The 23,223-nt window shown below is 70.0% G+C and carries 19 protein-coding genes and 2 pseudogenes; 18 read left to right on the top strand and 3 right to left on the bottom strand.

The window, feature by feature from the left end:
• The first annotated feature begins 469 nt into the window (after positions 1 to 469).
• From OH809_RS12640 to OH809_RS12600, 9 genes and pseudogenes are all read left to right on the top strand, one after another.
• Positions 470 to 2,416, top strand: a complete 1,947-nt coding sequence (locus tag OH809_RS12640) for an acyl-CoA dehydrogenase family protein (RefSeq protein ID WP_406422294.1) — start codon at positions 470 to 472, stop codon at positions 2,414 to 2,416.
• A gap of 99 nt (positions 2,417 to 2,515) precedes the next feature.
• Positions 2,516 to 2,722, top strand: a pseudogene (locus tag OH809_RS12635) (3-phosphoshikimate 1-carboxyvinyltransferase); the annotation flags it as partial.
• Between the two features lie 23 nt (positions 2,723 to 2,745).
• Positions 2,746 to 3,930, top strand: a complete 1,185-nt coding sequence (locus OH809_RS12630) for a hypothetical protein (RefSeq protein WP_406422295.1) — start codon at positions 2,746 to 2,748, stop codon at positions 3,928 to 3,930.
• Entirely contained in the window at positions 3,927 to 5,180 is a 1,254-nt protein-coding gene (gene dxr, locus OH809_RS12625; protein WP_406422296.1) for a 1-deoxy-D-xylulose-5-phosphate reductoisomerase, read from the top strand. Before OH809_RS12630 ends, dxr begins: the two co-directional genes overlap by 4 nt.
• Complete coding sequence (locus OH809_RS12620; protein WP_406422297.1) at positions 5,177 to 6,487, top strand: M50 family metallopeptidase; 1,311 nt, start codon at positions 5,177 to 5,179, stop codon at positions 6,485 to 6,487. The genes dxr and OH809_RS12620 overlap by 4 nt, the downstream gene beginning before the upstream one ends.
• Before the next feature lie 281 nt (positions 6,488 to 6,768).
• Positions 6,769 to 7,923 (top strand): flavodoxin-dependent (E)-4-hydroxy-3-methylbut-2-enyl-diphosphate synthase, encoded by a 1,155-nt coding sequence (gene ispG, locus OH809_RS12615; RefSeq protein WP_406422298.1) that lies wholly within the window; start codon positions 6,769 to 6,771, stop codon positions 7,921 to 7,923.
• A gap of 190 nt (positions 7,924 to 8,113) precedes the next feature.
• Positions 8,114 to 8,959, top strand: a complete 846-nt coding sequence (locus OH809_RS12610; protein ID WP_406422299.1) for a GNAT family N-acetyltransferase — start codon at positions 8,114 to 8,116, stop codon at positions 8,957 to 8,959.
• A 138-nt stretch (positions 8,960 to 9,097) separates the two neighbouring features.
• Positions 9,098 to 9,673 (top strand): GNAT family N-acetyltransferase, encoded by a 576-nt coding sequence (locus OH809_RS12605; protein WP_406422300.1) that lies wholly within the window; start codon positions 9,098 to 9,100, stop codon positions 9,671 to 9,673.
• Between the two features lie 73 nt (positions 9,674 to 9,746).
• Positions 9,747 to 11,447 (top strand): proline--tRNA ligase, encoded by a 1,701-nt coding sequence (locus tag OH809_RS12600; protein WP_406422301.1) that lies wholly within the window; start codon positions 9,747 to 9,749, stop codon positions 11,445 to 11,447.
• A gap of 74 nt (positions 11,448 to 11,521) precedes the next feature.
• Here OH809_RS12600 and OH809_RS12595 read toward each other — a convergent pair whose 3' ends face one another.
• From OH809_RS12595 to OH809_RS12585, 3 genes are all read right to left on the bottom strand, one after another.
• Complete coding sequence (locus OH809_RS12595) at positions 11,522 to 12,427, bottom strand: aminoglycoside phosphotransferase family protein (RefSeq protein ID WP_406422302.1); 906 nt, start codon at positions 12,425 to 12,427, stop codon at positions 11,522 to 11,524.
• Between the two features lie 172 nt (positions 12,428 to 12,599).
• The gene (locus OH809_RS12590; RefSeq protein WP_406422303.1) at positions 12,600 to 13,037 is read right to left on the bottom strand and encodes a ferritin-like domain-containing protein; all 438 of its coding nucleotides are present in this window, start codon (positions 13,035 to 13,037) and stop codon (positions 12,600 to 12,602) included.
• Entirely contained in the window at positions 13,034 to 13,648 is a 615-nt protein-coding gene (locus OH809_RS12585) for a hypothetical protein (protein ID WP_406422304.1), read from the bottom strand. Before OH809_RS12585 ends, OH809_RS12590 begins: the two co-directional genes overlap by 4 nt.
• A gap of 177 nt (positions 13,649 to 13,825) precedes the next feature.
• Between OH809_RS12585 and rimP the strand changes: the two genes are divergently transcribed.
• The 9 genes and pseudogenes from rimP (at position 13,826) to OH809_RS12540 (ending at position 23,219) form a co-directional block, all read left to right on the top strand.
• The gene (gene rimP, locus OH809_RS12580; RefSeq protein WP_266980914.1) at positions 13,826 to 14,323 is read left to right on the top strand and encodes a ribosome maturation factor RimP; all 498 of its coding nucleotides are present in this window, start codon (positions 13,826 to 13,828) and stop codon (positions 14,321 to 14,323) included.
• A 2-nt stretch (positions 14,324 to 14,325) separates the two neighbouring features.
• Entirely contained in the window at positions 14,326 to 15,366 is a 1,041-nt protein-coding gene (gene nusA / locus OH809_RS12575) for a transcription termination factor NusA (RefSeq protein ID WP_406422305.1), read from the top strand.
• A gap of 217 nt (positions 15,367 to 15,583) precedes the next feature.
• Complete coding sequence (locus OH809_RS12570; protein WP_406422306.1) at positions 15,584 to 15,862, top strand: YlxR family protein; 279 nt, start codon at positions 15,584 to 15,586, stop codon at positions 15,860 to 15,862.
• A 149-nt stretch (positions 15,863 to 16,011) separates the two neighbouring features.
• Positions 16,012 to 19,119, top strand: coding sequence for a translation initiation factor IF-2 (gene infB / locus OH809_RS12565; RefSeq protein WP_406422307.1), 3,108 nt, complete (start codon positions 16,012 to 16,014; stop codon positions 19,117 to 19,119).
• A 137-nt stretch (positions 19,120 to 19,256) separates the two neighbouring features.
• Positions 19,257 to 19,550, top strand: coding sequence for a DUF503 domain-containing protein (locus OH809_RS12560; protein ID WP_406422308.1), 294 nt, complete (start codon positions 19,257 to 19,259; stop codon positions 19,548 to 19,550).
• Positions 19,551 to 19,651: 101 nt separating this feature from the next.
• On the top strand, positions 19,652 to 20,116 hold the full coding sequence (rbfA, locus tag OH809_RS12555; RefSeq protein ID WP_406422309.1) for a 30S ribosome-binding factor RbfA: 465 nt from the start codon (positions 19,652 to 19,654) through the stop codon (positions 20,114 to 20,116).
• Entirely contained in the window at positions 20,113 to 21,069 is a 957-nt protein-coding gene (gene truB, locus OH809_RS12550) for a tRNA pseudouridine(55) synthase TruB (RefSeq protein WP_406422310.1), read from the top strand. Before rbfA ends, truB begins: the two co-directional genes overlap by 4 nt.
• 403 nt (positions 21,070 to 21,472) lie before the next feature.
• Positions 21,473 to 22,222 (top strand): annotated as a pseudogene (locus tag OH809_RS12545) (serine protease); the annotation flags it as partial.
• A 43-nt stretch (positions 22,223 to 22,265) separates the two neighbouring features.
• Positions 22,266 to 23,219, top strand: coding sequence for a bifunctional riboflavin kinase/FAD synthetase (locus OH809_RS12540; protein ID WP_406422311.1), 954 nt, complete (start codon positions 22,266 to 22,268; stop codon positions 23,217 to 23,219).
• Positions 23,220 to 23,223 lie beyond the last annotated feature (4 nt).

The following is a 23,223-nucleotide window of genomic DNA, read 5'->3' as shown; positions in this document are numbered from 1 at the left end:
TGAGGGGTGGGTTGTGAGAAATTTCGCTAGACCTGGTTCCGCTGTATTCGTCGCCGCCGTTCTAGCTGGAGTTCTTCCCGGGATGGCGGTTGCGGTGCCATCAGAAGGCAGGGCGAAAACTCCTGCGATGAGACAGCCGAAGGCCGCCTCAGTCGAAAGAGTTAAGACGGGGCCGCCGATTGGCGTTCCATCGGTCCCCGGACGCCTTCAGCCGAAGATCTCGCCCACCGTGCGGGGGCTCCGGCCGTTCCTGCTTCCCTCTCGACCCGACCCGACCGCAGTTCGCCCGCTGAACGTGCCACCGGAGTGGCTCTCGACCCGATCGGCGTCCGGGGGCTGGTGAGACCGGCAGGAATCGGGTACATACGGACGAGTAGCACCGGTTGGTATGCCTCAGGAGCCGCGCATGCGCGCTCCGCGCGGACCGGCCGGGTCCGCCCACCCGACAACGCGGCGAGGTGAGCTCCTCATGTCCGCACCATCCGCTCCGAAGAACACGCCCAAGGTCACCGAGCGTGAAGCGCGTCAAGTGGCCGAAGCCGCACGCGAGCAGGACTGGCGCAAGCCCAGTTTCGCCAAGGAACTCTTCCTCGGCCGCTTCCGGCTGGACCTGATTCATCCGCATCCACTGCCGCCCGGCGACGACGTCCGGCGCGGCGAGGCGTTCCTCGCCCGGTTGCGCGACTTCTGCGAAACCAAGATCGACGGCGCTCTGATCGAGCGTGAGGCGAAGATCCCCGACGAGGTCATCAACGGCCTCAAGGAGCTCGGCGCCCTCGGGATGAAGATCGACCCGAAGTACGGCGGCCTGGGACTGACCCAGGTCTACTACAACAGGGCGCTCGCCCTGGTCGGCTCCGCCAACCCGGCGATCGGCGCGCTGCTCTCCGCCCACCAGTCCATCGGCGTACCGCAGCCGCTGAAGCTCTTCGGCAGCCAGGAGCAGAAGGACACGTTCCTTCCCCGGCTCGCCCGCACCGACATCTCGGCGTTTCTCCTCACCGAACCGGATGTCGGCTCCGACCCTGCCCGGCTCGCCACCTCGGCCGTTCCGGACGGTCCCGACTACATCCTCGACGGTGTGAAGCTGTGGACGACCAATGGCGTCGTCGCCGACCTGCTGGTCGTCATGGCCCGCGTCCCGAAGTCGGTCGGCCACAAGGGCGGCATCACCGCGTTCGTCGTCGAGGCGGACGCCCCGGGCATCACCGTGGAGAACCGCAACGCCTTCATGGGGCTGCGCGGGCTCGAGAACGGCGTGACCCGCTTCCACCGCGTCCGGGTCCCGGCCGCCAACCGTATCGGCCCCGAGGGAGCCGGTCTCAAGATCGCCCTCACCACGCTCAACACGGGCCGGCTGTCGCTCCCCGCCATGTGCGTCGGAGCGGGAAAGTGGTGCCTGAAGATCGCCCGCGAATGGTCGGCGGTCCGCGAACAGTGGGGCAGGCCGGTTGCCCGGCACGAAGCCGTCGGTGCCAAGATCTCTTTCATCGCGGCCACCACATTCGCCCTGGAAGCAGTTGTCGACCTCGCCTCGCAGATGGCGGACGAGGATCGCAACGACATCCGCATCGAGGCAGCCCTGGCCAAGCTGTACGGCTCCGAGATGGGCTGTCTCATGGCCGACGAACTGGTCCAGATCCGAGGCGGCCGGGGCTTCGAGACCGCCGACTCCCTCGCCGCCAGGGGCGAACGGGCCGTCCCCGCCGAACAGCTCCTCCGCGACCTGCGGATCAACCGGATCTTCGAGGGCTCGACAGAGATCATGCATCTGCTGATCGCCCGCGAGGCCGTCGACGCTCACCTGAAAGTCGCCGGAGACCTTATCGACCCCGACAAGCCCCTCTCGGTCAAGGCGAAGGCGGGAGCGAACGCGGCCGGCTTCTACGCCCGATGGTTGCCCAAGCTTGTCGCCGGACCAGGGCAACTGCCGCGCACCTACAACGAGTTCCATCCGTCCGGGCACCCGGACCTGTCCACCCATCTGCGCTACGTCGAACGCTCTGCCCGCAAACTGGCCCGCTCCACCTTCTACGCGATGTCGCGCTGGCAGGGACGCATGGAGACCAAGCAGGGCTTTCTCGGCAGGATCGTCGACATCGGTGCCGAACTCTTCGCGATGAGCGCCGCCTGCGTCCGTGCCGAACTTCTGCGCACCACCGACGAGCACGGCCGGGAGGCCTACCAACTCGCCGACGCCTTCTGCCACCAGTCCCGCATTCGCGTCGAGGAACTCTTCACCCGCCTGTGGTCCAACACCGACCAGCTCGACCGACGCGTGGTCGACGGCGTCCTCTCCGGCGCGTACCTCTGGTTGGAGCAGGGCGTCGTCGACCCGAGCGGCGAGGGCCCCTGGATTGCCGATGCCACCCCCGGCCCGGCAACCAAGGACAACGTCCACCGTCCCATCCGCTGACCGCTCGTCCATCGAGCCGGTCAGTCGGGCCGGGCGGGAGGCGTCCACTCGCTGGACGCTCCCCGCCCGGCCGTGTGCCGCACGGCAGGATGGGGTCCCGTGACCGTCATCGACATCCCCGGTTCCAAGTCCGTCACCGCACGCGCCCTGTTCCCGGCTGCTGCCGCGGACGGAGTCGGCACCCTCGTGCGCCCCCTGCGCCCGGATGACACCGAGGGCTTTGCCGAGGGCCTGTCGCGCCTCGGTTACGAGGCCGCGCAGGAAGCGGACCGCCGGCACATCGGGGGCTGCCCGGCCGGACCCGCGCAGTGGGCCAAGTTCCGCGCATCATGATCTCCGCACTCGCCCAGCTGATCCGGCACGCCCCGACTGCCGTCGTCCCGGCACTGCTGGACCGTCTCGAAACACAGCAGCGCGAGGAGCTCCTCGCCGGCCACACCACGGCACCGGCCGTCGCCGAGTACGTACTCGACGGCGGAAGCACCGGCGACCGAGTCGCTCTGGCGCGCAACAAGCAGACCGAACGAGGCGTACTGCTCAGGCTGTTGGAACACCAGGAGTACGAGGTGGACCGAGCGGTGTATGCCCACCGGCGCACCACCGGCATCATGCGTCGCGCCATCGCTCCTGCCGCACATGTACCCGAGCTGGGCACCCGGGAGCTCATCTCACTGTTGAGAGGCCATCAACGCGTTCGCCACGCCTTGCGGATCCTGGACGCCCCGCACCGCCTCGACCTCGGTCTGCTGGTGGCCGAGCACCGGCGTGAGCCACTGCCCCCGGGCGCCGTCGAGGCGCTGATCCTGAGCGATGAGTGCCCGCGCGAGGTGGTGCTCGCGCTTCTCGACACCCGGGGGACTCGCTCGTACAGCCGCTGGTGGTACCGCCCGGCCGTGCGAGCGGTCAGGACCGGCGCGATCACCCCCGCCGAACTGGTCCGACACCATGCCCCGGTCGACCGCACCCTGCTGCTGCCTGCCGTCGAGGTACGAGGAGGGCTGCGGTGGAACGACGCCGAGCGGGCTGCGGTGCAGCGCGAGATCGACCGCGTCCTGTCCCCGCCCGACATGGGGCGCCGAGGCGCCGCCCGGACCCGTGGTCGCGACCTGGCACCCATGGGAGGCCGAGCCCACCGGCTCAGGGACGCCGTACTCGCGGACCTCGCACACATCGAGGGGTGGTCGCAAACGGCCCGGCGCAAGCAGGCTCTGGTCGCCGGCCTGCTCACCGGCGACGACGTGATCCTCCACGGCGCCCCTGCGCTCCGGGCCCTGGACGAGAGATGGTGGCTCGGTCACCTGGAATGCTTCGATCTGCCCGGAGCCGTCACAGCCGCCCATGCTCGCGCCACGGCGCTCACCCGCGCCGCCCTCGGCGAGGACGCCGACGGCTGGTGGGCCGCCGCCCAGAGGCTGCCGGAATTCACAGGAACGCTTCCTGAGCTGCTCCTCCCGGAGTCTCCGGGGACGCGCTGTCCGCCTGCCGGGCCGATGCGGCAACAATGGGGGGCATGAGCGACAGCCCTGCCCCCCTCGCCGACCCGCACCTCGTCTTCGATGCAGTGGAAGGACGCCGGGATCTCGTCATCCTCGGCTCCACCGGGTCCATCGGCACCCAGGCCATCGACCTGGTGTTGCGTAACCCCGACCGCTTCCGCGTCACCGCGCTCTCCGCCGCGGGAGGGCGGGTTGCTCTCCTCGCAGAGCAGGCACGGCAACTGAGGGTGCGTACCGTCGCCGTCGCCGTACCGGACGCGGTGCCGGCCCTCCGCGAAGCGCTGCGCGAGCAGTACGGTGCCGGGGAACCGCTTCCTGAGATCCTGGCGGGGCCGGACGCCGCTACGCAGCTGGCCGGGAGCGCCTGCCACACCGTGCTCAACGGAATCACCGGCTCGATCGGTCTGGCCCCCACGCTCGCCGCGCTGGAGGCCGGCCGGACGCTCGCCCTCGCCAACAAGGAATCGCTGATCGTGGGCGGGCCGCTGGTGAAGGCCGTGGCCAAGCCGGGCCAGATCATCCCGGTCGACTCCGAGCACGCCGCGCTCTTCCAGGCGCTCGCCGCCGGCACCCGGGCCGATGTCCGGAAGCTTGTCGTCACCGCATCCGGCGGCCCGTTCCGGGGACGGACGAAGAGCGAGCTGGCGAGCGTCACGCGTGAGCAGGCGCTCGCGCACCCCACCTGGGCCATGGGCCCGGTGATCACGATCAACTCCGCCACCCTGGTCAACAAGGGACTGGAGGTCATCGAGGCGCATCTCCTCTACGACATCCCGTTCGAGCGGATCGAGGTCGTCGTCCACCCCCAGTCGTACGTTCACTCCATGGTGGAGTTCACCGACGGCTCCACCCTCGCCCAGGCCACCCCGCCGGACATGCGCGGACCGATCGCCATCGGCCTGGGCTGGCCGGAGCGCATCCCTGACGCGGCACCCGCTTTCGACTGGTCGAAGGCGTCCAGCTGGGAGTTCTTCCCGCTCGACAACGACGCCTTCCCGTCCGTGGGCCTGGCCCGACACGTAGGAACGCTCGGCGGCACCGCCCCGGCGGTGTTCAACGCCGCGAACGAGGAATGTGTGGACGCTTTCCTGTCGGGACAGCTGCCGTTCAACGGAATCATGGATACGGTCACGGCGGTGGTGGCCGAACACGGCACCCCTCCCACGGGAACTTCACTCACGGTCGCAGACGTCCTGGAAGCGGAGAGCTGGGCAAGGGCCCGGGCTCGGGAACTCTCGGCGAAAGCGACAGCGGAGGCGCGCGCATGAGTATTACGACGGTCCTGTTGACGATTGTGGGCATCGTCGTCTTCGCCATCGGCCTGCTGTTCTCGATCGCCTGGCACGAGCTGGGACACCTGTCGACCGCGAAGCTCTTCGGGATCCGCGTCCCGCAGTACATGGTCGGTTTCGGCCCGACCATCTGGTCGCGGAAGAAGGGCGACACGGAGTACGGGATCAAGGCGATCCCGGCCGGTGGCTACATCCGCATGATCGGCATGTTCCCGCCCGGTCCGGACGGACGGATCGAGGCGCGCTCCACCTCGCCGTGGCGAGGAATGATCGAGGACGCCCGAGAAGCTGCTTTCGAGGAACTCGAACCGGGTGACGAGAAGCGCCTTTTCTACACGCGCAAGCCATGGAAGCGCGTGATCGTCATGTTCGCCGGACCGTTCATGAACCTGGTCCTGGCCGTCGCGATCTTCCTCGGCGTGGCGATGACCTTCGGCTTCCAGACGCAGACCACCGAGGTCGCGGGCGTCCAGAAATGCGTGATCGCGCAGAGCGAGAAGCGGGACAGCTGCAAGAAGACCGACCCGGTCTCGCCCGCGCAGGCCGCCGGACTGAAGAAGGGCGACAAGATCGTCGCCTTCAACGGTCAGAAGGTGGACGACTGGGCCACCCTCTCCGACCGGATCCGCGACACCATCGGCCCCGCCACCATCACCGTCGAGCGCGACGGCCAGGAGACGACGCTCCACGCCGTGCTGCAGAAGAACGTGGTGGCCAAGAAGGACTCCAAGGGTGAGGTGATCCCCGGCAAGTACGTCCCGGCCGGGTATCTCGGCTTCGCCGCCCAGACCGAGATCGTCCCCCTCTCCTTCGGCGACTCGGTCGTCCGCATGGGAGACATGATCCAGAACGGCGTCGACTCGATCATCGCCCTCCCGTCCAAGATCCCGGACCTGTGGAGCGCGGCCTTCGGCGACGGCGAGCGAGCGGCCGACTCCCCGGTCGGCGTCGTGGGCGCGGCCAGGATCGGCGGCGAGGTGATGACGCTGGACGTCCCGGCGACGAACCAGATCGCGATGATGCTGTTCCTGCTGGCCGGCTTCAACCTCTCGCTGTTCCTCTTCAACATGCTGCCCCTGCTGCCGCTCGACGGCGGGCACATCGCGGGAGCCCTCTGGGAGTCCCTGCGCCGCAATGTGGCGCGGGTCTTCAAGCGCCCCGACCCCGGCCCCTTCGACGTGGCCAAGCTGATGCCGGTCGCCTATGTCGTCGCCGGCGTCTTCATCTGCTTCACACTGCTCGTCCTGGTGGCCGACATCGTCAATCCGGTCAAGATCTCCTGACCGCCCTGAGGTAACCAACGGCCGGCCCGGGACATGGGCCGGCCCGGAGCGTCGACCGGTCCGGCGCGCCCATGGGCCTGGCGCCCGCCCGGCCTGTCGCGCCGCTGCCACGCGTCGCGCCGGGCGCACCACAGACGGTGACCGGGCATCTGATGTCCGGGCGCCTCTGTCTGTGCGGACTTCGGGATGCGGTGTGCTCCGGGTTCCCCGGTGCCGTAACCTCGAAGATCGGAGCCCGCCGATCTCGGGACCTTGATCCACACCTTGGGGATGCTCAGCGCATGACTGCGATTTCTCTCGGAATGCCGTCCGTTCCGACCAAGCTCGCCGACCGGAGGGTCAGCCGCAAGATCCAGGTCGGGTCGGTGGCGGTCGGTGGGGATGCGCCGGTGTCGGTGCAGTCGATGACCACGACCCGTACGTCGGACATCGGTGCGACGTTGCAGCAGATCGCGGAGTTGACGGCGTCGGGCTGTCAGATCGTGCGGGTGGCGTGTCCGACGCAGGATGATGCGGATGCGCTCGCGACGATTGCCAGGAAGTCGCAGATTCCGGTGATCGCGGATATTCATTTCCAGCCGAAGTATGTGTTCGCGGCGATTGATGCGGGCTGTGCGGCGGTGCGGGTGAATCCGGGGAACATCAAGCAGTTCGACGACAAGGTGAAGGAGATCGCGCGGGCCGCGAATGATGCGGGGACGCCGATCCGGATCGGTGTGAACGCGGGTTCGCTGGATGCGCGGCTGCTGAAGAAGTACGGGAAGGCGACTCCGGAGGCGTTGGTGGAGTCGGCTTTGTGGGAGGCGTCGCTCTTCGAGGAGCACGGTTTCCGGGACATCAAGATCTCGGTGAAGCACAACGATCCGGTGGTGATGGTCAATGCGTACCGTCAGCTGGCGGCTCAGTGTGATTACCCGTTGCACTTGGGGGTGACGGAGGCGGGTCCGGCGTTCCAGGGGACGATCAAGTCGGCGGTGGCGTTCGGTGCGTTGCTGAGCGAGGGGATCGGGGACACGATCCGGGTGTCGTTGTCGGCGCCGCCGGCCGAGGAGGTCAAGGTCGGGCTGCAGATTCTGGAGTCGTTGAATCTGAAGCAGCGGCGGCTGGAGATCGTGTCGTGTCCGTCGTGCGGTCGGGCGCAGGTGGATGTGTACAAGCTGGCGGATCAGGTGTCGGCGGGTCTTGAGGGCATGGAGGTGCCGTTGCGGGTCGCCGTGATGGGCTGTGTCGTCAATGGTCCGGGTGAGGCCCGTGAGGCGGATCTGGGTGTGGCGTCCGGGAACGGCAAGGGGCAGATCTTCGTCAAGGGCGAGGTCATCAAGACGGTTCCCGAGTCGAAGATCGTCGAGACGCTCATCGAAGAAGCCCTGAAGATCGCCGAGCAGATGGAGAAGGACGGCATCGCCTCCGGCGAGCCCGAGGTCTCCATCAGCTGAGGCCGAAGTGGCTGAGGCCGAATTCTTGCTTCTGTGACCGTGCCCCGTCCGACGAACAAGCCGTCGGGCGGGGCACGGTCGTGAGAGACCTCACGGTGGCCGTGGATGCTGCTGACGGGCATGGGGCGGCGCCTGCCAGCCTCTTTCGGTACAGTGCGGAAATCAGCAGACCGCATGGTGAGGCCCCCTTGTGTTGACGCAGACCACCACCCGGGTCCTCGAACCCAGCGACCTCGGCGCCGCGCTCGCCATCCTGGAGAGCGACCCCGTCGCCAATGCCTTCGTGACGTCCCGGGTCCAGATCGCAGGGCTCGATCCCTGGCGCCTCGGCGGCGAGATGTGGGGCTGGTACGCGGACGGCAGACTGCGTTCGCTCTGCTACTCCGGTGCCAATCTCGTACCCATCTGTGCCACCCCGGAGGCCATCAGGGCGTTCGCAGACCGGGCCCGTCGGGCCGGCCGCCGCTGTTCCTCGATCGTGGGTCCCGCCGAGCCCACCGCCCAGCTCTGGCAGCTGCTCGAACCGGGCTGGGGTCCCGCCCGCGAGGTCAGGGCCAACCAGCCGCTCATGGTCACCGAGAGCCCCGCCGCCGGCGTGACGCCCGACCCGCTGGTACGCCGCATCCGCAAGGACGAGATAGAGGTCCTGATGCCGGCCTGCGTGGCCATGTTCACCGAGGAGGTGGGCATTTCGCCGCTGGCCGGTGACGGCGGACTCCTCTACCAGGCACGCGTCGCCGAACTCATCGGCACCGGCCGCTCCTTCGCCCGTATCGAGGACGGCAAGGTCGTCTTCAAGGCGGAGATCGGCGCTGCCACCCCGCAGGCCTGCCAGATCCAGGGCGTCTGGGTCGCCCCCGAACACCGTGGCCGCGGCCTCTCCGAGACCGGGATGGCAGCGGTCCTGCGCTACGCACTGGCCGATGTCGCACCGGTCGTCAGCCTCTACGTGAACGACTACAACACCGCGGCCCGCCGGGCATACACCCGGGTCGGCTTCCGTGAGGTCGGCGCGTTCATGAGCGTGCTCTTCTGACCGGGACGAAGTGGCCGGGGGCGGAACGGCCCCGCCGGAGTGCCCGCTCGACGCAGCCGCCGGCAGCGCTCCTCCCCGTAACGGCGAGCACTCCTGACACGTATCCCACAGCCCGGCGCGGACAGTAGGGTTCGGCGCATGGCAGCTGATTCAGGGGGCGGCGCCCGCACTCCCAGTGTTCTGGTCGGGCCGATCGATCTCGCCGCGCGGGTGGACGAGGCGCTTGCCGTGCAGGCCGTCGCCTTCGGTCTCGGTCACGACGAGGTCCAGGTACGTCGCCATATCGTCCTCAGGCACCTCGAGCACCCCTGCGCCCGCGCCCTCGGCGCCACGACCGCGACCGGCCGGCTTGTCGGGTTCGTCTACGGCATGCCCAACGAACGCGGCCACTGGTGGTCCACCGTCGTCGAGCCCTATCTGCGGGCCACCGGCTCCGAGGACTGGCTCGACGACTCCTTCGTGATCACCGAACTGCATGTCCATCCGGAGTTCCAGAACCGGGGCATCGGCCGCAACCTGATCACCACCATCACGGACGCCGTCGATCAGCCGCGCTCCATCCTCTCCGCCATCGACACCGAGAGCCCGGCACGTGGTCTGTATCGCACCCTCGGCTACCGGGACCTGGCCCGGCAGGTGGTGTTTCCCAGCGCTCCCAAGCCGTACGCGGTGATGGGAGCGCCTCTTCCGCTGCGCCGCCGGGACCGGGGCTGAACCAATCGATTTCCGCCCGCCCCCGCCACCCGGCTAACCTCCTGCACATCACCCTTCCGAGCAGGAGTTCATCATGGCCCAGGTCCAGCGCATGTCCCGATTGATGATCAAGACACTGCGCGACGACCCGGCGGACGCCGAGACGCTCAACCACAAGCTGCTCGTCCGGGCCGGGTACGTACGTCGCACCGCGGCCGGCATCTGGACCTGGCTGCCCCTGGGCAAGAAGGTCCTGGAGAACATCACCCGCGTCGTGCGCGAGGAGATGGACGCCATCGGCGGCCAGGAAGTCCTGCTGCCCGCACTGCTGCCCAAGGAGTCGTACGACGCGAGCGGCCGCTACGACGAGTACGGCGACCTGCTCTTCCGGCTCAAGGACCGCAAGGGCGCCGAGTACCTCCTCGGCCCCACCCACGAAGAGATCTTCACCCAGGTCGTCAAGGATCAGATCACGTCCTACAAGGACCTACCCGTGATCCTGTACCAGATCCAGACCAAGTACCGCGACGAGGCCCGCCCCCGCGCCGGTGTGCTGCGCGGCCGCGAGTTCCAGATGAAGGACTCGTACTCCTTCGACACCACCGACGAGGGTCTCATCGAGGCCTACCAGCTGCACCGCGCCGCCTACATCCGCATCTTCGAGCGGCTCGGTCTCGACCACCGCATCGTCTCCGCGGTCTCCGGTGCGATGGGCGGCTCGGCGTCCGAGGAGTTCCTGGCACCCGCCCCGGCCGGTGAGGACACTTTCGTCGACTGCCCCGCCTGCGACTACGCGGCCAACACGGAGGCCGTGACCTTCAAGGCCACCCCCGTGGACGGCTCGGCGCACGGTCCCGTCGAGGAGCTGGACACCCCCGACACCCCGACCATCGAGACGCTCGCGGCGCACCTCGATGTCCCGGCCTCCGCGACGCTGAAGAACCTCCTGGTCAAGGTCGACGGCGAAATCGTCGCCGTGGGCGTGCCCGGCGACCGCGAGGTCGACCTCGGCAAGCTCGGCGAGCACCTCGCCCCCGCCGTGGTCGAGCTGGTCACCGCGGAGGACTTCGAGGGCCGTCCCGACCTGGTACGTGGCTATGTCGGCCCGCAGGGTCTGGAGAAGGTCCGCTACGTCGCCGACCCGCGCATCGCCCCCGGCACCGCCTGGATCACCGGCGCCAACAAGCCCGGCACCCACGCGAAGAACGTCGTCTGCGGCCGCGACTTCGAGGTCGACGACTACCTCGATGTCGTCGTGGTCGAGGCGGGCGACCCGTGCCCCAAGTGCGGCACCGGCCTCAAGCTGGACCGTGCCATCGAGATCGGCCACATCTTCCAGCTGGGCCGCAAGTTCGCGGACGCCTTCCAGCTCGATGTGCTCGGCCAGAACGGCAAGCCGGTCCGGGTCACCATGGGCTCGTACGGCATCGGCGTCTCCCGCGCTGTTGCCGCTCTCGCCGAGCAGACCGCCGACGCGCAGGGTCTCTGCTGGCCCCGCGAGATCGCCCCGGCCGACGTCCACCTGGTCGCCGCGGGCAAGGCGCTCCAGACCGAGCTGGCCCTCGATGTCGCCGAGAAGCTCGGCGCCGCGGGCGTCCGGGTCCTGGTCGACGACCGTGCGGGCGTCTCGCCCGGTGTGAAGTTCACCGACGCCGAGCTGATCGGTGTCCCGAAGATCCTGGTCGCGGGCCGCCGCTCGGCCGAGGGCGTCCTGGAGCTCAAGGACCGCCGTACGGGCGAGCGCGAGGAGCTCACGGTCGACGAGGCGATCGCCCGTCTCGTGGCCCAGGGCTGACACCCGGAATCGCCGAGGGCCCCCGTGCTGTCCGACAGCACGGGGGCCCTCGGCCGTTCTGCGGGGCCGGGGCCCTACAGCCAGCCCGCGAACTCCAGCGACAGTTCGCCTTCCTGACGACGGCCGACGGTCAGCGCGCGGGTGCCCGACTCCACCGCACGGAACAACGTCCAGCCGTGGAGCCGGTCCCGGTCCACGTCCAGTGAATCCGCGAGCCTGTTGATCCGGCGACGGGCCGTCACGGGGCCGCCCGGGGAGGCGATGAGGTCGTCCACCCGGTCCCGCACCAGCCGCGCCAGGTCGTAGGCACGCTCGCCGACCAGCGGCTCAGGGCCGACCGTCAGCCAGGGCGCCCGTTCCCCCGCCAGCACCTTGCTCTGGCGGAAGTTGCCGTGCAGCAGCAGGACTTCGGGGGAGTGGGCGACGAGCTCCTCCCGCGCGGCCAGGGCCGCGGAGACCAGCGGTTCGAGCGCCGGGTCGGCCGCGGCGGCGGCCCGCATCGGGTCCGTGCACCGGCCGGTCCGCTCGGCGACCGTCTCGAAGGAGTGCCCGCTGGGCGGCTCGACCCACAGCCGTCGTACCGTACCCGCCGCCTCCAGGAGTGCCTTCGCCTCCGGCAGCGATCGCAGCGACACCTCGGGATGCAGCCGTTCCAGCAGCAGTGCGTCGCCGCCGGAGCCGAGAAGCCGGACCGCCCCCCAGCCGTTCCAGTGCGCCAGCGCCGCCTGCTCCAGCTCGGGCGCCGCCCCGGCGGGAGCGATCTTGAGCACGGCCGGGGTGCCGTCGGCGCGGCGCACCAGCAGAACCAGGCTGCTGCGCCCACCGGGGGCAGCCACACGCTCGACAGTCAGTTCCGGCCCGTTGGCGGACAGCGACTCGTTGATCAGCTCGGGGAGCCGCGCGAGCCAGTCGGCGGCGGCCGCCTCCCCGTGCACCTCGCCGAGCGCTCGCACCAGACGCTGCGGCGGTTCGAAACCCATACGTGCTGTGTTCCCTTTCAGAGCCTTCATGAGTGCGTCGGACCGGTCCCGGTCTTCGCGTCGGTCACGTCCGTCGCACCGGTCCCGGTCTTCGCGTCGGTCACGTCCGTCGCACCGGTCCCGGTCTTCGCGTCGGTGATGCCCGTCGCATCAGCCCTGCAGGCCCGCCCGCTCAGGCGGTGCCGTCGGCGGACCGCTCGGTGAGTCCGGGAAAGGTTACGCCGCTGCCCCGCCAGCGGACCGCACGCACCGCGGCCTCTCTCAGTGCGTCTGCGGCCTCTCGCCTGAGCGGCCCCCCGGCAGCCCGTACGAGATCGGAGTAGACGCCCGCGATCCGGTCCTCCAGCACGGCGGCGAGCTTCACCGCTGCTGCCGAATCCGGCACCGCGAACGGCAGAGCGTACGCGGACTCCGCCGCCACCGGCTCACCGCCCAGGTCGCGTACGGTCCGCACCAGTGCGTCGCGCCGGGCCCGGTGCTGGCGGTAGGCGGCCGTCGCCTCCGCCCGGCGACCGCCGGCGACCCGGCCGCCGACCACCCCGTACCCGTACACCGCCGCATGCTCGGCGGCGAGCGATGCCTGCGCCGCCTGCAGCGTCTGCGCACTCATGACGAGGTCTCCTTGGCCAGTTCGGTCAACAGGTAGGCGTGGGCTGCGCCGGCGGCCGCGATCGACGCGAGCAGCCGGGCCAGCTCGGGTGGCGCTGTCAGGAGCGTCGCCGTGTGGGCGTCAGCGGTGCGGCGTTCCGACGCCGCCAGTTCCTTGACGGCGGTCTTGGCGTCGGCGGGGGGTGAACCCGAAACGGTCGGCGAACCTGAGGGGGCGGGTGGACCCGAAACGGCCGGTGCCCGGTCCGCGCCGCGCATCGCAGTCGTGCCCGCGGTTTCGCCGGCACCCGGCCGCGCCGTCCTGTCCGCCCCGGGCGACAGCGCCTCCGTATGGGCCCGTACGGCGTCCCGCAGCGGTGCGAGCCCGGCCGCGGTCGCCGGATGGGCCGTGACGACCTGCTCGTACCGGGCGAGCAGGGTGCCGCTCGTCCGCGCGGCCGTCATCCGCAGCGTGCTCTCTGCCTCCGCCGCCGCCTCCCGCGCACCGGCCGGCGCAGAACCCTTTCGGCCCTCGCCGCTGTCGCCGTCCCCGCAGCCGGACAGCGCCGCCCCCAGGGCGATCGCCCCCGTTACGGTGAGCGCACCCCTGCGCGTCGTCCCCGTGCGCCGCACCTGTTCTCCTTCGGGCGTTGATCTGTCCTGACTGGATCTGTCCTGAAGTGATCACCGGAGGTGAGCGTACCTGCGGCTGAGCGGTCGGCGGACGGCAACACCCCTCGGGACCGGATACCCTTTGACCTGACACGCGACGAACCACACAACAGCACACGCGGCCGAGGAGTCACCCGGATGAGCACCACCCAGAGCGAGAGGCTGCGCGGGCTGCTCGAACCGCTCGTCAGCGCCAAGCAGCTGGATCTTGAAGAGATCGAGGTGTCCCGGGCCGGCCGCCGACGTGTGCTGCGCATCGTCGTGGATTCCGACGAGGGCGTGGAGCTCGACGCCTGCGCGGAGCTGAGCCGCGCGATCTCCGAGAAGCTCGACGAGACCGACGCGATGGGTGAGGACGAGTACGTCCTCGAAGTGAGCTCTCCCGGTGCCGACCGTCCGCTGACGGAGCACCGCCACTACGTACGCGCCACCGGTCGCCTGGCCAAGCTGCAGCTGCATGAGGGCGGCGAGCTGGTCGCCCGCATCATCGCTGTCGACGACGAGGGGCTCGACCTCGAAGTACCGGGCGTCAAGGGCCGCAAGCCCACGTCCCGCAGGGTCTCCTTCGACGGGATCGCCAAGGCGCGCGTGGAGATCGAATTCAACCGCAAGGACAAGAAGGAAGAGGAGGCGTAGCCGTGGACATCGATGTGAAGCTCTTGAGGGGCTTGGCACAGGACAAGGAGATCCCCTTCGACGTGCTCGTCGAGGCGATCGAGTCGGCCCTCCTCATCGCCTACCACCGCACCGACGGGAGCTACCGCCGTGCGCGCGTGGAGCTCGACGGGCGCGGCCATGTGACGGTGTGGGCGAAGGAGGACCCGGCCGACCTCGAAGAGGGCCAGGAGCCGAAGGAGTTCGACGACACCCCGTCCGGCTTCGGCCGGATCGCCGCGAGCACCGCCAAGCAGGTCATCCTGCAGCGGCTGCGCGACGCCGAGGACGACAAGACGTTCGGCGAATACGCGGGCCACGAGGGCGATGTCGTCACCGGTGTCGTCCAGCAGGGCAAGGACCCGAAGAACGTCCTGGTCGACATCGGCAAGCTCGAAGCGATCCTGCCGGTGCAGGAGCAGGTGCCGGGCGAGGAGTACACCCACGGGCTGCGGCTGCGTACGTATGTCGTGCGCGTCGCCAAGGGCGTCCGCGGCCCGTCCGTGACCCTCTCCCGGACGCACCCCAACCTGGTGAAGAAGCTCTTCGCGCTGGAGGTCCCGGAGATCGCCGACGGTTCCGTCGAGATCTGCGCGATCGCCCGCGAGGCCGGCCACCGCACCAAGATCGCGGTCCGTTCGACCCGCTCGGGTCTGAACGCCAAGGGCGCCTGCATCGGGCCGATGGGCGGCCGTGTTCGTAATGTCATGGCCGAGCTGCACGGCGAGAAGATCGACATCGTGGACTGGTCGGACGACCCGGCCGAGATGGTGGCCAACGCGCTGTCGCCCGCCCGGGTGAGCAAGGTCGAGGTCGTGGACCTCGGAGCGCGGTCCGCCCGGGTCACGGTCCCCGACTACCAGCTCTCGCTCGCCATCGGCAAGGAGGGCCAGAACGCCCGCCTCGCCGCCCGCCTCACCGGCTGGCGCATCGACATCCGTCCGGACACCGAGACCGACGCCGAGCGGGACATCGCCGACCGCGAGCGGGCCGAGCGGGCCCGGGACCGGTCCGAGCGCGGCTGAACCGGTACCGGACCGGTACCGGTCCGAGGGGTGGACCGGCGCCCGTCCGGACGATGGACCGAATCGGTCCGGAGACCGGCCGGGCCCGGGCCCGGAGTACGGGACCGACGCCGGTCCCGGGGAATAAATCCACGCGGAATGCCGCTGAGATCACGACAACGTCCGTTCGATTTTTGCCCCAAAGGGGTGAGGTCGGTGCGGGGAGGTAGACTTAACCGTGTCTGGCCGGACGCACGCCCGCGCTTGCCCTGAGCGAACCTGCGTGGGATGCCGGGAGCGAGCGGCCAAGAGCGAGCTGCTGCGCATCGTGGTGGATAAGGACGCGTGCGTCCCCGATCCTCGCGGTACGCTGCCCGGCCGGGGTGCATATGTGCACCCCGTCACTGTCTGTCTCGACCTGGCGGTTCGCCGTCGGGCATTCCCCCGGGCCTTCAAGGCCAAGGGGCCGTTCGATTCCGCGGCACTGCAGCGGTATGTCGAGCGGGTGACACCGTAAGAAACGAGAACGGCACGGGACCCCGTGCGGTCAGGTACCTCGCGAGTTGGAAGTAGGTCGAGATTGCGATGAGCACTCGATGAGTACGCGATGAGTACGCCCATGAAGTAGCGACGGTCCGGCGGTAACCCGGACCTAAAAGGAGCGAAGTGGCTAAGGTCCGGGTATACGAACTCGCCAAGGAGTTCGGCGTCGAGAGCAAGGTCGTCATGGCCAAGCTCCAAGAACTCGGTGAGTTCGTCCGTTCGGCGTCCTCGACGATCGAGGCGCCGGTTGTACGCAAGTTGACTGACGCACTGCAGGGGCCCGGCGGCAACGCCGGCAAGTCCGCTGCGAAGCCTGGCGCGCCCCGCAAGGCCGCGCCCGTAAAGCCCGCAGCGCCCTCCCCGGCCGCTGCGGCACGTCCCGCTGCCCCGAAGCCCGGCGCCCCGGCCCCCAGGCCGGCCGCAGCCGAGGCCCCCAGCAGCACCCCTTCCGCTGCCGCGCCTTCCGCGCCGTCGGCGGGCCCGCGTCCGGGTCCGAAGCCCGCGCCGAAGCCCGCTCCGGTCACCCCGGTGCCCGCGGCAGAGTTCTCCGCTCCGGCCCCGGCCCAGCCGGCCGCGCCGCAGCAGGCCCCGCGTCCCTCGGGTGCCACCCCCGGTCCTCGCCCCGCCCGTCCGGCCCCGGCCGGCGGTCAGCGTGACGGCGGCCGTGGTGGCGAGCGTGACGGTGGCCGTGGCGGCGACCGTCCGGCCCGTCCCGCAGGCCAGGGCGCCCCGCGCCCCGGCGGCGCCCGTCCGGCCGGTCCCCGTCCGGGCAACAACCCCTTCACCTCCGGTGGCTCGACGGGCATGGCCCGTCCGCAGGCACCCCGTCCCGGTGGCGCACCGCGTCCCGGTGGCGGCCAGGAGCGTCCCGGCGCCCCGCGTCCGCAGGGCGGCCCCGGTGGCGCCCCGCGTCCGCAGGGCCAGGGCGGTGCCCGTCCGACTCCCGGCGGCATGCCCCGTCCGCAGGCTCCGCGTCCGGGCGGTGCGCCCGGTGGTAACCGTCCGAACCCGGGCATGATGCCGCAGCGTCCCGCTGCCGGTCCGCGTCCCGGTGGTGGCCCCGGCGGTGGCCGTGGTCCCGGTGGCGGCGCAGGCCGTCCCGGTGGCGGTGGCGGTGCAGGTCGTCCCGGCGGCGGCTTCGCCGGTCGTCCGGCCGGTCCCGGTGGCGGTGGCGGCGGTTTCGCCGGTCGTCCCGGTGGCGGCGGTGGCGGTGGCGGCGCAGGCCGTCCCGGTGGTGGTGGCGGCGGCTTCGGCGGTCGTCCCGGCTTCGGTGGACGTCCCGGCGGCCCCGGTGGCCGTGGTGGCACACAGGGTGCGTTCGGCCGTCCCGGCGGTCCCGCGCGTCGTGGTCGCAAGTCGAAGCGGCAGAGGCGCCAGGAGTACGAGGCCATGCAGGCCCCGTCGGTGGGCGGCGTCATGCTGCCCCGCGGCAACGGGCAGGCTGTCCGTCTGTCGCGCGGTGCCTCCCTCACCGACTTCGCGGAGAAGATCAACGCCAACCCGGCGTCGCTCGTCGCCGTGATGATGAACCTCGGCGAGATGGTCACCGCCACGCAGTCGGTCTCGGACGAGACGCTGAAGCTGCTGGCCGAGGAGATGAACTACGTCCTCGAGATCGTCAGCCCCGAGGAGGAGGACCGCGAGCTGCTCGAGTCCTTCGACATCGAGTTCGGCGAGGACGAGGGCGGCGAAGAGGCTCTGGTCTCGCGTCCGCCGGTCGTGACCGTCATGGGTCACGTCGACCACGGTAAGACCCGACTGCTGGACGCGATCCGCAAGACGAACGTCGTTGCGGGCGAGGCCGGCGGCATCACGCAGCACATCGGTGCGTACCAGGTCTCCTCCGAGGTCAACGGTGAGGACCGCAGGATCACCTTCATCGACACCCCGGGTCACGAGGCGTTCACCGCCATGCGTGCCCGTGGTGCGAAGTCCACCGACATCGCGATCCTCGTGGTGGCGGCGAACGACGGTGTGATGCCCCAGACGATCGAGGCGCTGAACCACGCCAAGGCGGCCGACGTGCCGATCGTGGTCGCGGTCAACAAGATCGACGTCGAGGGTGCCGACCCGACCAAGGTGCGCGGTCAGCTCACCGAGTTCGGGCTGGTGGCCGAGGAGTACGGCGGCGACACGATGTTCGTCGACATCTCCGCCAAGCAGGGCCTCAACATCGAGGCTCTTCTGGAGGCCGTCGTCCTCACCGCCGACGCCTCGCTCGACCTGCGGGCCAACCCGGAGCAGGACGCGCAGGGTATTGCGATCGAGTCCCACCTCGACCGCGGCCGCGGTGCCGTTGCGACCGTCCTGGTCCAGCGAGGCACGCTGCGGGTCGGCGACACGATGGTGGTCGGCGACGCGTACGGCCGAGTCCGCGCGATGCTCGACGACAAGGGCGAGAACGTCGAGGAGGCGGGTCCGTCGACCCCCGTCCTCGTACTCGGTCTCACCAATGTCCCGGGCGCCGGCGACAACTTCCTGGTCGTCGACGAGGACCGTACGGCCCGTCAGATCGCCGAGAAGCGTGCCGCCCGTGAGCGCAACGCCAACTTCGCCCGCAAGGGTGTCCGGTTCTCCCTGGAGAACCTCGACGAGGCGCTCAAGGCCGGTCTGGTCCAGGAACTCAACCTCATCATCAAGGGCGACGCGTCCGGTTCGGTGGAGGCTCTCGAGTCCTCGCTGCTCCAGCTCGACGTCGGTGACGAGGTCGACATCCGGGTCCTGCACCGCGGTGTGGGTGCGGTCACCGAGTCGGACATCGACCTGGCGACCGGCTCCGACGCCATCGTGATCGGCTTCAACGTGCGCGCCGCAGGGCGTGCGCAGCAGATGGCCGAGCGCGAAGGTGTGGACGTCCGGTACTACTCGGTCATCTACCAGGCGATCGAAGAGATCGAAGCGGCCCTCAAGGGCATGCTCAAGCCGGAGTACGAAGAGGTCGAGCTCGGTACGGCGGAGATCCGCGAGATCTTCCGCTCGTCCAAGCTGGGCAACATCGCCGGTGTGCTGGTCCGGTCCGGCGAGGTCAAGCGCAACACCAAGGCGCGCCTGCTGCGCGATGGCAAGGTCATCGCGGAGAACCTCAACATCTCCGGTCTGCGCCGCTTCAAGGACGACGTCACCGAGATCCGCGAAGGCTTCGAGGGCGGTATCAACCTCGGAAACTTCAACGACATCAAGATCGACGACGTCATCGCGACGTACGAGATGCGCGAGAAGCCGCGAGGCTGACCCGTACCTCAACAGTCGGGGCCGGTCGACGGGTCGTATTTCCGTCGATCGGCCCCGGCCGTTCCGTGTACGGTTCTTGTGTCCCTGCCAAGCGCTGGCAGGGCGCGAACCCGAACCGGCGGGACATCCGGACATCCATGTATGTGGGGACACTGTCCTTCGATCTGCTCCTCGGCGACGTACGGTCGTTGAAGGAGAAACGCTCCATCGTCCGTCCGATCGTCGCCGAGCTCCAGCGCAAGTACGCGGTGAGTGCGGCGGAGACGGGCGGACAGGATCTCCATCGCAGGGCCGAGATCGGTCTTGCCGTGGTCTCCGGGGACACCGGACACCTCATGGACGTACTGGACCGGTGCGAGCGGCTGGTGGCCGCCCGGCCCGAGGTGGAGCTGCTGTCGGTTCGGCGGCGGCTGCACAGCGACGAAGACTGAACAACGTCAGAACTGCTCGACGTGAAATCGTCCGACGCGAAAGCGCAGGACGCCGGAAGCGTCGGAGCGTAAGCAACCCCAGAAGGAAGAGTGACGGACCGGTGAGCGACAACGCGCGGGCCCGAAAGCTGGCCGATCGCATCCAGGTCGTGGTCGCGGAGACCCTGGACCGGCGTATCAAGGATCCGCGGCTCGGATTCGTGACGATCACGGACGCCCGGGTCACCGGCGACCTGCGGGAGGCCACGGTCTTCTACACGGTCTACGGCGACGACGAGGAGCGGGCGGCCTCCGCCGCGGCGCTGGAGAGCGCCAAGGGTGTGCTCCGGTCCGAGGTCGGCCGGCAGACCGGGGTCCGGTTCACGCCGACCCTGGCCTTCGTCCCCGACGCCCTGCCGGACAACGCACGCACCATCGATGATCTCCTCGACAAGGCGCGGGCCAAGGACGCTCAGGTGCGCGAGGTGTCGACCGGTGCGAAGTACGCGGGCGACGCCGACCCGTACCGCAAGCCGGAGGATGCCACCGACGAGTCCGACGAGAACGAGGGCTCAGCCTCCGAATGACACAGCAGAACAAGACGCCCGGTCAGAGGAGCGGGAGCGAAGCGACCTCGGGCAAGGGCGGCGGCGGGCGACGGGAGGGCGGGCTTGTCATCGTCGACAAGCCGTCCGGCTTCACTTCGCACGACGTCGTCGCCAAGATGCGCGGCATCGCCCGCACCCGCCGCGTCGGCCACGCCGGCACGCTGGACCCGATGGCGACGGGCGTTCTCGTGCTCGGCGTCGAGAAGGCCACCAAGCTGCTCGGTCACCTCGCGCTGACCGAGAAGGAGTACCTCGGCACGATCCGCCTCGGCCAGGACACCGTCACGGACGACGCGGAGGGCGAGATCACGTCGTCCACCGACGCGTCGGGCGTCACGCGTGAGGGCATCGACGCGGGTGTCGCGGCACTGACCGGCGCGATCATGCAGGTGCCGTCCAAGGTCAGCGCCATCAAGATCGACGGCAAGCGGTCGTACGCACGGGTGCGCGGCGGCGAGGAGTTCGAGATCCCGGCCCGGCCGGTGACCATCTCGTCCTTCAACGTCTACGACGTCCGTGAGGCGGTCGCGGAGGACGGGACCCCGGTCGTCGACCTGGTCGTCTCCGTCGTCTGCTCCTCCGGTACGTACATCCGTGCCCTCGCCCGCGATCTCGGCGGCGGGCTCGGCGTCGGCGGACATCTGACCGCGCTGCGGCGCACCCGCGTCGGTCCGTATGGTCTCGATGCGGCGCGGACGCTCGATCAGCATCAGGAGAAGCTGACCGTGATGCCGGTCGCGGAGGCCGCCGCCGCGGCGTTCCCGCGCTGGGACGTGGACGAGAAGCGGGCCAAGCTGCTGCTGAACGGCGTGCGGCTGGACATGCCCTCCTACCCGCCGGGGCCGGTCGCGGTCTTCGGGCCCGACGGGACCTTCCTGGTGCTCGTCGAGGAGCAGAAGGGCAAGGCCAAGAGCCTCGCCGTCTTCGCCTGACGGCACGGGTTCCGCCGGTCCCTGATCCGGGTCCCCATCGTGGAGCGGGCAGCCCCCGTGCCCGCTCCACGATTCCGCTCCGGTGTCTGTCCACCGGAACCCGCTGAATCACCTGAATGGGCAGGCGCTCGGAGTGACTCAGGGGTGCACTCGGGGGCGCTTTTGCTCCGAGTGCTTCTCGCGCCGATCATCGCCGACCTAACGTCGGACCATGGGAAGCGGGGACCGGTCGACGCTGGTACGAATTTGCGATCCGGCCGGCCGGCTGCGAGGGACCGGGTTCGTCGCGGACGACCGCGGCACGGTCGTGACCAGTCATGAAGCGGTCGACGGACTTGCCCGGCTCGTCCTGTACGGAACAGGTGACCGGAGCCGCTCCGTCGGGGCCGAGGCGATCACCGCGCTCCCGGAGCTGGACCTCGCCGTCGCCCTGCCGACGCATCGCGAGCCGGTGATCGGCGCGTTCCGGGACCGGCTCACCCGGCCCGGGGACGGTGCGGGTGAGGCGCTGCGCTCCCTCGCCGGGATCGACGCCCCGGCGCTGGCCCTGCACGCGGCCGGGCTGGTACAGGCGGACGCCGACAGCCATCCGGACGGCGGCGCGCACGCGGCCGCGTACCTCGACCGCAGGCTGGAGCACGGGCCCGCCGCCCGCGCCCTGCTGCTGCCCCTGGTGTCCGGCCTGCTGCGGGACCGGCCCGTTCCCGCGCCCGTGCGCGGCGCGCTCGCCCGGGTGCTCGCCGCGCCGGGTACGCCCGCCTCCGTAGTGCTGCGGGTGCTGCTGGAAGTCCTGCTGGAGTTCGAGCAGGGCGCTCACCGGGACCCGGTCGTCCTCGACGCGCTGCTCTGCGCGGCGGCCGCCGGATCCGACCGGCGTGCGCCGGTCCGTACCCGGGCGCTCGTCCACCGCACCGGGATACTGCTGGTCCGCACCCCTGAGGGCGCCGCCCGTTTCGACCGCCGGCTGGTCGAACTGGCCCGGGACGTGCCCGGATTTGCGGAGTCGGTCACCGGGTGGCCGGCCGATGCCCCACAGGAGTGGGCGGCGGTCGTCGGCCCCGGTGCGCGGCGGACCGTGGAGGCGGTGCCCACGGCGATGCCGATGCCGATGCAGGGCGCGGGTCGTGGGCATGGCAGTCTTAGACCTGCATAAGAGATACACCCACGTACACAGGTTCGGGCGAGGAGCGGTCAGAGTGCAGCGCTGGCGTGGCTTGGAGGACATCCCCCAGGACTGGGGACGCAGCGTCGTCACCATCGGCTCCTACGACGGGGTGCACCGCGGACACCAGCTGATCATCGGCAGAGCCGTCGACCGGGCGCGCGAGCTCGGCGTGCCGTCGGTCGTCGTGACCTTCGACCCGCACCCCAGCGAGGTCGTACGGCCCGGCAGCCACCCGCCCCTGCTCGCCCCGCACCACCGGCGCGCGGAGCTGATGGCCGAGCTGGGCGTGGACGCGCTGCTGATCCTGCCGTTCACCACCGAGTTCTCGAAGCTGGCGCCCGCCGACTTCATCGTGAAGGTGCTGGTCGACAAGGTGCATGCTCAGCTGGTCATCGAGGGCCCCAACTTCCGTTTCGGTCACAGGGCCGCGGGGAACGTGCAGCTGCTCACCGAGTTCGGCGCGACGTACGACTACGGCGTCGAGGTCATCGATCTGGTTCTGAGCGGCGAGGCGGGCGGCGGCGAGCCGTTCTCCTCCACTCTCACCCGCAGGCTCGTCGCCGAGGGCGATGTGGCGGGCGCAGCCGAGGTCCTGGGCCGCCCGCACCGGGTCGAGGGCATCGTCGTCCGCGGCGCGCAGCGCGGCCGCGCACTGGGCTTCCCGACGGCGAACGTGGAGACCCTGCCGCACACCGCGATCCCCGCCGACGGCGTGTACGCGGGCTGGCTGAACGTGGACGACGAGGCCATGCCCGCCGCGATCTCGGTCGGCACGAACCCGCAGTTCGACGGCACGGAGCGGACGGTCGAGGCGTACGCGATCGACCGCGTCGGTCTTGATCTGTACGGGCTCCATGTCTCCGTCGACTTCCTCGCGTACGTCCGCGGGATGCAGAAGTTCGACTCGATAGACGACCTGCTGGTGGCGATGGCCGCGGATGTGAAGCGGGCCGGCGAGCTGACCGCGGCGTACGACCGCGGCTGACCTT

Origin of the sequence: Streptomyces sp. NBC_00873 (genome assembly GCF_045207415.1) — a bacterium.
Taxonomy (GTDB): domain Bacteria; phylum Actinomycetota; class Actinomycetes; order Streptomycetales; family Streptomycetaceae; genus Streptomyces.
Note: the sequence above shows the minus strand (reverse complement) of the source record. Positions and strands in the feature narration are given on the sequence as shown.